Genomic DNA, 13469 nt, shown 5'->3' with positions numbered 1-13469 from the left:
GATGTCCATCACCCCGATCTACAAGACCAGCGCCACCGCAACCGGCGGCCGCGACGGCAAGGCCCGCACGGACGACGGCGCTTTCGAAGTCACGCTCGGCACGCCGAAGGAACTGGGCGGCAACGACCTCGGCAACAATCCGGAACAGCTCTTCGCCTCGGGCTACGCCGCCTGCTTCCTCGGCGCGATGAAGTTCGCCGCCAGCCAGGACAAGAACCTCCCCCGCGTGCCCGCAGACACCACCGTGAACGCCACGGTCGGCATCGGTCCGCGCAGCGACAAGGGCTTCGGCCTGTCAGTCGAACTGGTTGTCACGCTGCCCGGTGTCGAGCGCGAAGCAGCCGAAGCGCTGGTCGCCGAAGCCGACACCATCTGCCCCTACAGCCATGCCGTTCGCGGCAATATCTCGGTGTCGCTCTCGGTCGCCTGAACGGCGCTCAGTCCCCTTTGTCCCAGTACCTTTGTCCATGCCGGGGAGCAGGTCTCCCCGGCATGACATTTCAACAATCTGGAACAATTCGAACCAACTTATCCCGATACCCTGAAAGCCTCGAAAAGAGGAAGAAGAGGCCAGCCCAGACGCAGCCAGGAAAGTCCCCCGCCATGTCCCGCTTTTTCGAACCCATCCACGACCGTGCCAGCCGCCTCGCCGACGCCGCCCAGCCGGTCATCATCGCCATGGGAACCGCGGGCCTGACCGGCGGCGCCATGGCCGCTCTCGCCCTCTTCACCGACCGTGCCATCCAGTCCCGCGCCGCGGCCAACGCCGCCCGCTGAGCAAACCCGCCACTCCTCGCATCCAGCATGAGGGCAGAGGCTTTCCCCGAGGCTGCGGACAGTCTATCTGTCCCCGCGAACAAGCCACCATGCCTCCGTCCGCGCCCTCTTCCCCCACCCGATCGGGTCTCGAAGCGACTTTTCTCGAGAATCGGGACAAGCTGCTGCACTTCCTGCGCGCCCGCGGTGCGGGAGATTCGGCGGAAGACCTGGTGCAGGAAGTCTGGCTGAAGATTTCGCGCAGCACCCCCGGCCCGGTGGCCGCCCCGCTTTCGTACCTGTTTCGCACCGCCGACCTGCTGATGATCGACCGGTTCCGCTCCGCCCGCCAATCCGGCCACCGCGAACGCGACTGGACCGATGCCAACGCAGACGAAGCCGGCGCCTCTCCCGAACCTTCGGCGGAACGCCGCCTCGCCGCGGCGCAGGAGGCCGGACGCGTGCTGTCCCTGCTGGAAAGCCTCGGTCCGCGGGCCTCGGCGATCTTCCGTCGCCACCGGATCGACGGGCTGGCGCAGAAGCAGGTCGCCGCAGAACTCGGCGTGAGCCTCAGCACGGTGGAAAGCGATCTGCGCGTAGCCTATCGGGCCCTCACCGAATGGAAGGAACGCAGCGATGAGGCCTGACGCCGACAAGGCCCGCGCCGATCGTCTCCGTCTTCGCCGCAGAAGGAGCGCGCGATGACTGAAGACGACAAGATTCGAGCCGAGACGCTCGATGCGGCGCTGGACTGGGCGCTGCGCACCGGCGATCCGGGATTCGAGGACTGGGAAGGCTTCACGCTCTGGCTTGGCGAGAATCCTGCCCATTCCCGCGCCTATGACAGGGTTTCGGCCGCAGTGGCGGAGGGCGCCGAACGGATCGCATCGGCCCGGCCGGCGAACGACGATGCCCTGGCCGCTCCCGCGGTGGCGCCGCGCCGCTCCGCCCGTCCGTGGATCGGCGGCGCCATGGCCGCCTCGCTTGCGCTCGTCGCGGGCCTCTGGATGTGGCAGGCGGGCAGCCGCGATCTCTATCGGATCGAGACCGCGCCCGGCCAGGTCCGCACCGTCTCGCTGGACGCGCAGACCCGCGTGGACCTTGCCGGCGGCACCGCCATGGAGTTCGATCGCAAGGACCCGCGCTTCGCCCGGCTCGAAAGCGGACAGGCGCTCTTCACCGTCCGCCATGACGAGGCCCACCCCTTCAGCGTGGCCGTTGGCGAGGACACGCTGGTCGATGTCGGCACCGTGTTCGACGTGCGCCATGACGGCGGCGATCTCAGCGTGGCGGTGTCGGAAGGCGCCGTTCAGTTCAATCCCAGGGCGCAGGACCTGCGCATCTCGCCCGGCGAAGTTCTCCAGCGGCACGGCAAGTCCGGAGACTACACGCTCGGCAGGATCGCACCCGAACAGGTCGGCGAATGGCGCGAGGGCCGGGTGACGTTCGACGAGGCGCCGCTGGGCAAAGTCGCCGCCGATCTCGCCCGCGCGACCGGCGTGGCCTATGCCGTCGCGCCCGGCAGCGCGGAGCGGAAAGTCTCGGGCTCCCTGCTCGTCGCCCCGCTGCGCAGCGATCCCGCCGCGCTCGGCCCGCTCCTCGGCGTCGCGGTTCGCGCCGAAGGACAACGCTGGATGATCGGCGTCCCCTGATCGTGAGAGGTGCGGCCTGGCTTCTGGCGGCCGTTGCGGCCATGCCCCTCCCCGCCCTCGCCAGAGAGGCGAGCGTGACGACGCGCGCCGGCACCGCAAGCGAAGCCGCGATCGACCTCGCCCGCCAGACCGGCACCAGCATCGTCATCGCCGATCCCGCCATCGCCCGCCGCTCGATCCCCGCACTGCGCGGGCGCATGGAGGTTTCCGAAGCGCTGAACCGGCTGGCCCGTTCCGCCGGCGCCCGCGCCGTCCCGGTCGGGCCTTCCGCATGGCGGCTGGAAGCGGCGCCCCCTGCCGTGGCGATCACCCGAACCCGCCGCGACGCAACCCGCCCGGCACAGGCGGCGCCGCCTGCCGAACCGCACGGCGAACCTATCGTGGTGCAGGCCACCAAGCGCGACTTGCGCATCGAGGACGTGCCGGGCCAGCTCGCCATCCTTGACGGCAAGGCCCTGGAAGCCGGCGGCGTCGGCGGGACCGAGAAGATCACCCGCCAGCTCGCCACGGTGTCCTCCACGCACCTCGGCAGCGGACGGAACAAGCTGTTCATTCGCGGCATCGCCGATTCCAGCTTCACCGGGCCGACCCAGGCCACCGTCGGCCAGTACCTCGGCGACATGCGGCTGACCTACAATGCGCCGGACCCGGACCTGCGCCTGTCCGACCTTGCCCGCGTGGAAGTGCTGGAGGGTCCGCAGGGCACGCTCTACGGCGCCGGATCGCTGGGCGGCATCATCCGGCTCGTGCCCAATGCCCCGGTCATGGGCGAAACCGGCGGCTCGGTCATGATCGGCGGCTCGCTGACGCAGCACGGCGCACCCGGAGCCGATGCCAGCGCCACCGTGAACCTGCCGCTCGCGGGAGAAAGCGTGGCCCTGCGCGCAACCATCGATTCCGCCAGCCTCGGCGGCTATATCGACAAGCCGGAGCTTGGCCGCAGCAACGTCAACCGCACCGATATCCTCGGCGGCAAGCTGGCCCTGCGCGCGCATCTCGCGCCCGGCTGGACGATCGACCTGATCGGCCTCTCCCAGTCCACCGAGGCGGACGACAGCCAATATGCCGACCGCGACGGCAAGCCACTGGAAAGCTCGGCCCGCGTGGCCGAACGCGCCAACGCGCACTACACGCTGGGCCAGTTCGTGGTCTCCGGCCGCATCGGCGATGTGAACCTGCGGTCGACCACCGGGATCGTCAGCCAGGACCTCCACGAACGCTACGACGCCAGCGAGCCCGGCGGCCCGCCGCGCCTGTTCTCGCAGGTCAACGAAACGCAGATGATCGTCCACGAGACCCGGATCTGGCAGCGTGAGCGCCGCGGGTTCGGCTGGCTGCTGGGCGCAAGCTACACACACAACCGCACCACGCTGAACCGCAGCTTCCAGACGCCGCTGCTCGACGCACGGACCGCCGCAACCGGCGTGGGCAACACCATCGACGAAGTCACGCTCTACGGCGAGGCGAGCCTGCACCTCATGGGTCCGCTGGCCGCCACGGCTGGCGGGCGTTTCACCCGTTCACGGCTGAGCGGCGACGGCGAGGATATCTCGCCCGCCAAGGCCATGGCGCTCATCGCCAATGGGGTGACCGCGCAGCGCTCGCTGAACACGTTCCTGCCCTCGTTCGCGCTCAATGCCCGCTTCTCGCCCGAAGATTCGTTCTACCTGCGCTATCAGGAGGGCTTCCGCCCCGGCGGCTTCGCGATCGAGAGCGACACCGTGCGGCGCTTCCAGAGCGACCGTACCGGCACTTTCGAGATCGGCGCGCGCCACGGCCGCGCGGGCAGCAGCCCCTTCGACCTTTCGATGAGCCTGTCCTACACCCGCTGGCGCGACATCCAGGCGGACTTCATCGACAATTCCGGCCTGCCGAGCACCGCGAATATCGGCGACGGGCGCGTCTGGTCCGTCAGCCTGTCGGGCGGCCTGCTGCTGGCACCGGGCCTGCGCGTGGAACTGGGCGCGACATGGAACGAAAGCAAGGTGGACGAACCCTCGCCCGGCCTGCTCCAGTACGTCGCGCTCTCCGCCGCCCAGGCCGCCAGCTACACGCAGGCCGATCTTGCGCGGGCCGTGGCGATGCGGGCCATGCAGGTGCCGAACATCGCCCGTTTCGCCGGTCATTCGGGAATCGCCTGGACGCATGAGTTCGCGGACGGGGACTGGGGCCTGACCGCCAATGGCTGGGCGAACTACCTCGGCCGCTCGCGCCTCGGCATCGGGCCGGAACTGGGCGAGCCGCAGGGCAACTACCTCGACAGCGGCTTCGACATCCGCTTCGGCACATCCAGCTACGGCGTGACGCTCAGCGTGACCAATCTTGCCGACGTGCGCGGCAACCGCTTCTCGCTCGGCACGCCCTTCAGCATCGGCCGTGATCAGGTGACGCCGCTGCGCCCGCGCACCGCCCGTATCGGCCTCGACGCGCGTTTTTGAATTTTTTCCAAGGCTGGCGGCCAGTGCCTCCGTCTCAGGTCTCGATATCGACCTGAAGGGACGAAGATGCCTCGCTACCTGCTTGCTTCCACCGCGCTCCTCGCACTGGCGACCGCCGCTCATGCCGAGGACGTGACCACCAAGAAGACCACGCCTCTCCTCACCTCCACGATCAAGAACGGCGCCGCCGACGCGATCAACATCACCAAGGACGGCTCGGTCGTGCTGACCTCCGGCACCGCGGTGACGATGGACAGCAACAACAACGTCGCCAATGCCGGCGCGATCACCATCGCCAACTCCAACGGCGCGCGCGGCATCGTCGCCAATGCGGGCACGACGGGCGACATCGTCAACACCGGCACCATCACGCTCGACGAACCCTACGCCCCCACCGACGATGACAAGGACGGCGACCTCGACGGACCCTTCGCGCTCGGCTCCAACCGCATCGGCATTCGCACCGAAGGCGATCACACCGGCAAGATCACCCAGAGCGGCACGATCGTCGTCGAGGGCAACGATTCCGCCGGTGTCTCGCTCGGCGGCAAGCTGACCGGCAACTTCACGCATGACGGCAAGACCAGCGTGCTGGGCGACAACGCAGTCGGCGTAAAGGCCGGCCAGATCGACGGCAACGTCCGGCTCGCGGGCACGGTGCAGGCCCAGGGCAAGAACGCTGTCGGCGCGCACTTCGGCGGCGACATCAACGGTGCCATGGTCGTGCAGGGCTCGATCGTCTCGACCGGCTATCGCTATCCCACCCCGCCCAGCGATCCCTCCAAGCTCGACGCCGACGACCTGCTGCAGGGCGGTTCGGCCGTCATCGTCGAAGGCAATGTGACCGGCGGCATCGTGCTCGCCGTGCCGCCCAAGGACAATGACGCCAACAACGCCGACGAAGACGCCGACGGCATCCCCGATGCCACGGAAGGCTCGGCCAAGGTCGTCACTTACGGCAAGGCCCCGGCCATGGTGATCGGCTCGGCCACCAACGACATCGCGATCGGCCCGGTCGCGGGCACCGCCAGCAAATACGGCCTCCAGATCGAGGGCGGCATCGAAGGCAACGGCCTTTACGCGGGGATCGACGGCAACGGCCTTGCCATCGGCGGTCTCGGCGGCGACGTCACGATCGCCAACGGCATCGGCGTCTCCGGCACGGTCGTGGCGACGTCCAAGGACGCCAATGCCACCGCGATCCGCCTCGGCGCGGGCGCCAGCACGCCGCTCCTCCAGAACTCCGGAACCATCGGCGCGGCGGGCGGCAACACCACCGGCGCCCAGACGACCGCCATCCGCATCGACGCCGGCGCCAGCCTGCCGACGATCCGCAACAGCGGCACCATCAAGGCCGTGGCCGCAGGTGAGAACGGTTCGGCCACCGCGATCAGCGACGCCAGCGGCACGCTCAACCTCGTCGAGAACAGCGGCACCATCTCCGCCACCGGCGCCAAGGCAGGTTCCGGCCGCAACATCGCGATCGACCTCTCGAACGCCAGCGGCAGCGTGACGGTGAAGCAGACCCAGGTCGGCGCGGGCTTCACCGCCCCCTCGATCGTGGGCGACGTGCTGCTCGGCGGCGGCAACGACACGGTGGACATCGCCGATGGCACCGTGACCGGCAACGTCATGTTCGGCGCGGGCAACAACACGCTCGCGCTGTCGGGGGATGCGGTGCAGACCGGCAACGTCACCTTCGGCGGCGGCACCGATACCATGACCCTCGCCGGAACCTCGCGCTTCGTGGGCACGGCGGACTTCGGCGGCGGTGCCGACAGCCTGACGCTGACCGGCACCTCGGTCTTCTCGGGCTCGCTGGTCAATTCGGGCAATCTCGCGGTGAAGATCACCGGCGGCACGTTCGACGTGAACAAGCCCGCCACGATCGGCTCGCTCGACGTGTCCAAGGACGGCGTCCTGGCCGTCACCCTGAACAAGGCGGCGGGCCAGGGTTCGGCCTATACCGTCGCCGGCACCGCCTCCTTCGAGGACGGCGCCAAGCTCTCGATCAAGCTGGCCGACGTCTCGACCGCGGAAGGCAGCTACCAGGTGCTGACCGCCGGAACGATCCTCGGCCGCGACAACCTCGAAGCCTCGACCGACCTGGTGCCCTTCATGTTCAAGGCCACCCTCGACGAGGACGCCGCCGCGAACACCGTGGTCGTCGACATCGCCCGCCGCACGGTGGCCGAACTCGGTCTCAACCGCTCGCAGGCGACCGCCTACAACGCGATCTTCACCGCCCTCAGCCAGGACGAGAAGATCGAGGACGTGTTCCTGGGCATCACCAACGGCGACCAGTTCCGCCAGACGGTCGGCCAGATGCTGCCCGACCACGCCGGCGGCTCGTTCGAAGGCATCAGCCTGGGCACCCGCACGCTCGCCCGCCAACTCATGGAACCGACCAACCCGGTCTGGGGTGAAGGCCGCTTCAGCACCACCATGAACCTTTCGTTCTGGGGCAGCGACAAGAAGGCCGGCAGCAGCGCCGCCTACAACCTCCAGGGTTACGCCATGTCGTTCGGCGCCGAGTACCTGACCGGGATCGGCCGGTTCGGCGGTACCTTCTCGTACCTGTGGAACCGCCACACCAGCGGCGGCACCAGCGAGATCAAGTCGAACTCCTTCGAACTCGCCGGCCACTGGCGCGGACAGTTCGGCGCCGTCCAGGGCTTCGGCCGCGCCTCCATCGGCCGTTCGAACTACGACAGCGAACGCCAGTTCATCGGCGCGATCGGCACCGAGAAGGTGAACCGCACGATCAAGGGCAAGTGGGACGGCACCTTCGTGACCGCAGCGGGCGGCGCTTCCTATGAGGGCGGCGGCAGCCACTTCTTCTATCGCCCCGCAGTCTCGGTCGACTACGTGCGCCTGAAGGAAGACGGCTACACCGAGAACGGCGGCGGCAAGGCGCTCGACCTGACGGTCGCCTCGCGCACCAGCGACGAACTCGGCGTCAACGGCGGCGTCACGCTCGGCGTCGACTTCATGGGCATGGAGCGCCGTGACGAGAACTGGTTCCGCATCGAAACCGAAGGCGGCTGGCGCGAAATCGTCAGCGGCGGCATCGGTTCGACGACCGCGCACTTCGCGGGCGGCCAGAACTTCACGCTCGACGGCGACGAAGCCACCAGTGGCTGGTTCGCCCGCCTCCGCGCGATCGGCGGCACGCTGGGCCTGACGATGGGCGGCGAACTCGCCGCCGAGGATCGTCACGGCCGGGTAGACCTCGCGCTTCGCGGCTCGGTGACGATCGGCTGGTAAGCCGCTCAAGGAACGGCTGGAAAAGCAACCGGACCGGCGCCCCAGCCGGTCCGGCTCGCTGCAGGAAAGCGCTGCCCCCCCACCCCAACCCCGCGCCACCCACGGCGCAGGCGCTTTCCAGCCCAGCCTCCGGCCCCGGTCGCCCCCAATGCGGCCGGGGCCGGGTCGTTTCCCGGGGCATGCTCGATATTGCAATCGGGCCGCTACATTCGCGCCCGCACTGAAATCTTCGCGCTAAACGGCGAAGGCAGACAGCCTTCCATGCGCAAGATCTCCCTCGCCCTCATGGCATCGCTCCTGCTCGTCCAGTCCCCCGCCCTGCTCGCGCAAGGAATGGGCGGCGGAATGGGCGGTGAAATGGGCGACATGGGAGGCGGCGGCGGAGGCGGCGGTCCCGGGGGCGGCCCGGATGGCGGGGGCCCCGGCGGTCCGGGCGGCGGCAAGCCCCGCGCGCCCAAGCCGGTCACCCGCAAGCAGTACGACAAGCTCGTCACCGCCATGTTCCGCGAGGCCGACGCCAATCGTGACGGCATCGTCACGATCGACGAACTGCACGCCGTCGTCGAAGCCCGGCGCGAGACCACCATCCGCAGCCGCTTCGCCGCCGTCGATACCGACCGCAACGGTTCGATCTCCCAGGCCGAATTCATGGTCTGGCAAAAGCAGATGGGTTCGGTCGCCTCGAACGAGGCCGGCGCCTTCGGGGACCGCGACGGCCCGATCGCCGACGCCATCCTCCCGGTCGCCGGGGATGGACCGGAGGATTACATGCTTGCCGCCATGATCGAACCGCTCAACGGGACGACGATCGCCCACGCCAACACAAATTACGATGCGGGCGTCTCGCTGGACGAACTGCTGGCTTACGAAGGCAGGAAGTTCGAAGCGGCAGACAAGGACCAGGACGGCGTGCTGTCCATGCAGGAACTGCGTCCGGCGGATCGCGGCGCCAAGGGGCCCGGAGCCGGGGAAGGCCCGGGACAAGGCCCCCGCTTCGGTGCGCCCGGCGGCAAGCCGCCCTGCCCTCCCGGCCAGACCTGCTGACCACCCTGCCGATCACGGCCCACGGCCCCTCCTACCATAGCGGACGCTGCTGAAGGGTGGCGCGCCGGTCACGCAAGATGGCCTCGCGCTGCTGCGGCGTGACAGTCGGCGTATCGGCCGGCAAAGCGCCCCGCAGATCCTTCAGCGCGATCTTGCGGGCGGCGGGCACCGGCTGGCTGGAACACTCCATCCACCGCCCTTGCACCACGCCGGTCCGGTAGCCCGAAGTATCGAGCCAGTTCGGTACGCCGGGATCCTTCGCCGCCACGACCACGCGCAGAACCCCGTCGCTGTCGAGGTGTGTCTGCGCACCGTTGAGGCTGCTCTGGTTATTGTACCAGTCGGTCGTCTCGTAGAGGTCGTTGGTGAGGATCAGTGACTGGTAGGTGCATTTCTCCGGCAGCTTGGTTTCGATCAGCAGCGCCTCATCATCCTTGAGATCGTAAGCACCCTCGAAATAGAACTGGCCCGCAAGGCCGCCCATCTGGCTGAAATCGACGGCCTTCAGCCTGTTCACATAGCCTTCGCCGCGCAGTTTCGCCGGCCGGTCGGCAAGCAGCGGTGCAATGAACCCCGCCGCCACCGGAATACCGCGCAACTTCTGCTCGAGCACCGCCGCCGCCGGGCGCGGACGCACCGCCGGAACATCGAGCCGCTCGATGGAAAGAGTGGGTTCCTTCTCTGCGTTCCAGTCCGATGCGACCATGCGAACGAGCAGCATGTTGGTGGTAGGATCGAGCTGCCACCAGTCCCCGACATGGCCCGGCGGACGCTCGGGACTGAGAATGACGTCGTAGCGCCCCTCGGCATCGACTTTGAGTGCGTTGATGTCGTGAACCGGCCTTGGCGCGCCGAGGTTCACGGAACCCGCCGTCTGCTGGGGCCGAGGGCCCGCCTCCGCTATGCGGGCCTGGTTCATCGAACCTCGCAGGCCCCTCAGGCGATAGATTCCTCCCGGCGCGATCTTCGCCGCGCGGTAATTGGTATCAGCATTGGGCTGGCCGGTCGTGATGTAGTTGTTGATCTGCGGGATGAAGGCCGGATGGTCGGGATCGGCTGCCAGAGCATCGATGGTCGCGGCAGCCACGGCGGAAAGCGCCAGCCTGCCCGCTTCCTGCCGGACCTGCGGATCGCTGCGCTGCTCTGCGGGAATGCGGGCCAGAATGCGGTCCGGCAGATCGCGCAATCCATCGAGAAAGTCGCTCCACCCGGGAACAGTGCTTGCGGGCGCCGGCACCGACGGCGCTTCGGCGCCCGCACCGCCTGCCTGCAAAAGCGCCGCACCCAGAGCGACCAGGGCCACCCCCTTGAACACGGGAACGATACGCATCGGCTGCTCTCCCAAACCCAGGATTAACATTCCCCGCCCCGCACAGTCGGCCAAACTCAGGGAAAGGAGCATCCTATTTCGGGGGACGCCAAGGCCAGCGCCGATATTTGTCGCGATCGAGACGCGCGACATGCTTCGGGACACGAACTGCGCCGCCTATAATGAGCACATGTCCCAAATCCCATGGAACAAAGGCCGTAGATTTAACGCTGTACTAACCATATTTTCGTATTACTGGGCGATGCCACGTTTCGCCGCTCCCGATTCCAGACATGCCGTGCGCGAAGCAGTCCTCACCGCGACAGCCTATTTTGTCTGCGCTTCCATAGCCTTGCAACTGACCCGCTTCGACGGCGGTGTCGCGATCATGTGGCTGGCGGGCGCGCTGCTCTTTGCGAAGCTCTGCGCCACGCCGCGCCGGCGCTGGCTCCAGATCACTCTGGCATGCGTGCCTGCCGGGCTCCTCGCGTCCTTCCTGTTCGGATTCCGGGGACCGGTAGCGATCCCGCTGCCGCTTATCTGCATCGCCGAGGCCCACGCCGCGGCCTGGCTCGTCAGACGATGCTTCCCCCGGTTCGGCCGGTTCGAATCTGTCCCGGAAGTTGCCCGCTTCCTCATCATTGCCGGCCTGATCGTGCCTGCCACCACGGCTTTCCTCGGAGCGCTGTGCGCGCATGTCGCGCGCGACATCCCCTACTGGTCCGCATGGCGGGACTGGTACGCCGGACATGCGCTCGGGCTCGTGGCGTTCGGACCGCCCCTGTTGTTCACCCTGCGCGGAGAAACCCGGCAGTGGATCGCCTCCGCCGGAAACCGGAAACGCGGAGAAGCCACCGGGCTTTTGCTGCTGGTCGCCTTGGCCTCGCTGCTGACTTTCGGCCAGAATCGCATCCCGCTGGTCCTGATCCCGTTCCTGCCGATGGTCGCCGCAACCCTCAGGCTGGGGCGCTTCGGCGCGGTCTCCTCCATCGTGGTCCTTCTGGCGATCGGCCTGCCCTGCTCGCTCGCAGGCAGCGGACCCACCACTCTGCTCCACGTCAGCATGACGCTGAAACTGCAGGTGCTGCAGATCTACTTTGCCTCTATCGTGCTGATCCTCCTGCCGCTGGCGGCCGAGCTGCGCGCCCGCCGCCGCCTGCTGGACCGGCTGCACGCGGTGGAGGCACTGCACCGGCTGGTGCTTGACCGCACGAGCGACATTATCATGCGCCTCGGCTATGACGGCACCCTGCGCTATGCCTCTCCCGCAACCGAACGCGTACTCGGCTATCGTCCGGAAGAGCTGACCGGCAAGGTGATGTTCCATCTCGTCTCGCCCGACGACCTGCCTTCCGTCCTCGATGCACGCCGCCGAGCCCTGGCCAATCCGGACGAAACGGCGATCGTGGAGTACCGGGTCAGTTGCAAGGACGGCGGAGTCGTCTGGGTTGAAAGCCATATGCGCGCCACCATCGACGATGACGGCCGGGTTATGGGCACCGTCAGCATCGTGCGCGAAGTCACCGGCCGCCGAAAGCTCATGGAAGACCTCGCCCACCAGGCCATGACCGATCCCCTGACCGGAATCTACAACCGCCGTATCTTCGACGAAGCCCTCCCCGCCCTGCTCGCCTCGATCCCGGCCGACGGAGTGCTGGGATGCCTTGCCGTCTTCGATCTCGACCACTTCAAGCGGATCAACGACCTGCACGGTCATGCCGCAGGCGACGTCGTACTGATTCATTTTGTAGAGATTCTTCGCTCGTCCGTTCGGGACGGCGATCTGGTCGCCCGGCTCGGCGGCGAGGAATTCGCCGTGGTGCTCGGCGGAATGGAAGCGGTTCAGGCTCGCGTCGTTTGTGAACGGGTTCGTATTCGCCTCGAAGAAGCCGCGATACCCTATGCCGGCGATACCCTTCGCGCGACGGTCAGCGTGGGCATCGCCTCTCTCGTTCCCGGCCAAAGCTGCGAAGAAGCACTCAGGACCGCCGACACCGCCCTCTACAGTGCCAAACAGGCCGGCCGAAACCAGTCCGCGCAAGCGGCATAAGCCGCGGCATCGGGCCAGCGCCTTATAGACCTTCGATCCGCTCGGGAGTGAGGCGACCTCTCATCAGATCGAACATGCCGATCCAGTTCCCTTTGGCCCGGCCCGCACGATCGACCCAAGGTTCGGGCCTCAGGCATTTGACGTGATTGGCCAGGACGTTTCGGATTATCAGCCGTCCGGCAAAGCGCTTCGACATCGTGCCCTTCTTCACCAGGTACGATGGATTTATCACTTGCGAGTAACCGAGCCTTACACCGGACGTGCGCCCGAACTTCACCCCGCGGTGCACACCGGCAAAGGCGAAAGTCTTCACCAGCCTTCCGTGACGGCTGATCGAAGCGGCGAAATCGACGTCTTCCTGCCAGCCATAAAGGCTCAGTCGTTCGTCGAACCGCGCAGAGCCGATGGCAGAGGAACGATAGGCCATGTTGCAACCGTAAAGACCGTCAAGACCTGTCACGATACAGTTCGGACTGAAATTGCGCTCCTCGTGCTGCTCGACCAGTTCCTGCGCATCCTCGAAAGAGATGCCGGCGCCGTTGATGCCATCGCGGATGACATTGCCCGTCGCGCCGACCACTTCGGGATGTGCTATAAAGAACTGCTTGATCTGCTCGATACTGTGCCTTGAGGGCACGAAATCGTCGTCATAGAAGACGACGAGATCATAGGCGCCCTTCAAGGCGTCGAGCGCGGTATTGCGTTGAGCACAGAGCCCCTTGCGCCCTTTCAGAAGCCAGACCCGCTCCGATTCCTCCAGGCCTTCCGGAACATCTGCATCTCCGACCACGGAAAAGACCAGCACGTCGGCCGGGCAGGTCTGCCGATCTATCAGTCCATGGATCTGGCCGATCAGTTCCGGCCGCCCGAGGCTGGCGACGACCACGGCCACCGTGAGATCGCTTCCAAGATCACCGATTATCGCGTTCATGCTCACGATCCTTCATCATGCC

Annotated in this window: 10 protein-coding genes; 8 read left to right on the top strand and 2 right to left on the bottom strand. The window is 67.2% G+C overall.

All coding sequences use genetic code 11. The features are described 5' to 3' along the window. Position 1 precedes the first annotated feature (1 nt). The 7 genes from U9J33_RS05605 (at position 2) to U9J33_RS05575 (ending at position 9157) form a co-directional block, all read left to right on the top strand. Positions 2-430 (top strand): organic hydroperoxide resistance protein, encoded by a 429-nt coding sequence (locus U9J33_RS05605; protein ID WP_054434663.1) that lies wholly within the window; start codon positions 2-4, stop codon positions 428-430. A gap of 173 nt (positions 431-603) precedes the next feature. Further along, positions 604-777, top strand: coding sequence for a hypothetical protein (locus tag U9J33_RS05600; protein ID WP_156336406.1), 174 nt, complete (start codon positions 604-606; stop codon positions 775-777). An 89-nt stretch (positions 778-866) separates the two neighbouring features. Next, complete coding sequence (locus U9J33_RS05595; RefSeq protein ID WP_324698438.1) at positions 867-1403, top strand: RNA polymerase sigma factor; 537 nt, start codon at positions 867-869, stop codon at positions 1401-1403. Positions 1404-1457: 54 nt separating this feature from the next. After that, a complete protein-coding gene (locus tag U9J33_RS05590; RefSeq protein ID WP_324698436.1) occupies positions 1458-2408 on the top strand; it encodes a FecR family protein in 951 nt (316 codons plus the stop codon). Positions 2409-2449: 41 nt separating this feature from the next. After that, positions 2450-4846 carry a TonB-dependent receptor gene (locus tag U9J33_RS05585; RefSeq protein WP_324698434.1) on the top strand — a complete coding sequence of 799 codons (2397 nt, stop codon included), beginning with the start codon at positions 2450-2452 and terminating at the stop codon, positions 4844-4846. A gap of 66 nt (positions 4847-4912) precedes the next feature. Further along, a complete protein-coding gene (locus tag U9J33_RS05580) occupies positions 4913-8113 on the top strand; it encodes an autotransporter outer membrane beta-barrel domain-containing protein (protein WP_324698432.1) in 3201 nt (1066 codons plus the stop codon). A gap of 261 nt (positions 8114-8374) precedes the next feature. Then, positions 8375-9157, top strand: coding sequence for an EF-hand domain-containing protein (locus U9J33_RS05575; protein ID WP_324698430.1), 783 nt, complete (start codon positions 8375-8377; stop codon positions 9155-9157). 31 nt (positions 9158-9188) lie between these two features. On the opposite strand, the gene U9J33_RS05570 is transcribed toward U9J33_RS05575, so the two are convergent. Beyond that, a complete protein-coding gene (locus U9J33_RS05570) occupies positions 9189-10487 on the bottom strand; it encodes a hypothetical protein (protein WP_324698428.1) in 1299 nt (432 codons plus the stop codon). A gap of 241 nt (positions 10488-10728) precedes the next feature. On the opposite strand from U9J33_RS05570, the gene U9J33_RS05565 reads away from it, so the two are divergent. Continuing rightward, positions 10729-12516, top strand: a complete 1788-nt coding sequence (locus U9J33_RS05565) for a diguanylate cyclase (RefSeq protein ID WP_324698426.1) — start codon at positions 10729-10731, stop codon at positions 12514-12516. 22 nt (positions 12517-12538) lie between these two features. Here U9J33_RS05565 and U9J33_RS05560 read toward each other — a convergent pair whose 3' ends face one another. After that, positions 12539-13447 carry a glycosyltransferase gene (locus U9J33_RS05560; RefSeq protein WP_324698424.1) on the bottom strand — a complete coding sequence of 303 codons (909 nt, stop codon included), beginning with the start codon at positions 13445-13447 and terminating at the stop codon, positions 12539-12541. Positions 13448-13469 lie beyond the last annotated feature (22 nt).

Origin of the sequence: Novosphingobium sp. RL4 (assembly GCF_035658495.1) — a bacterium.
Lineage (GTDB): Bacteria > Pseudomonadota > Alphaproteobacteria > Sphingomonadales > Sphingomonadaceae > Novosphingobium.
The sequence above is the reverse complement of the archived record's forward strand: the minus strand, read 5'-3'. Positions and strand labels throughout refer to the sequence as shown.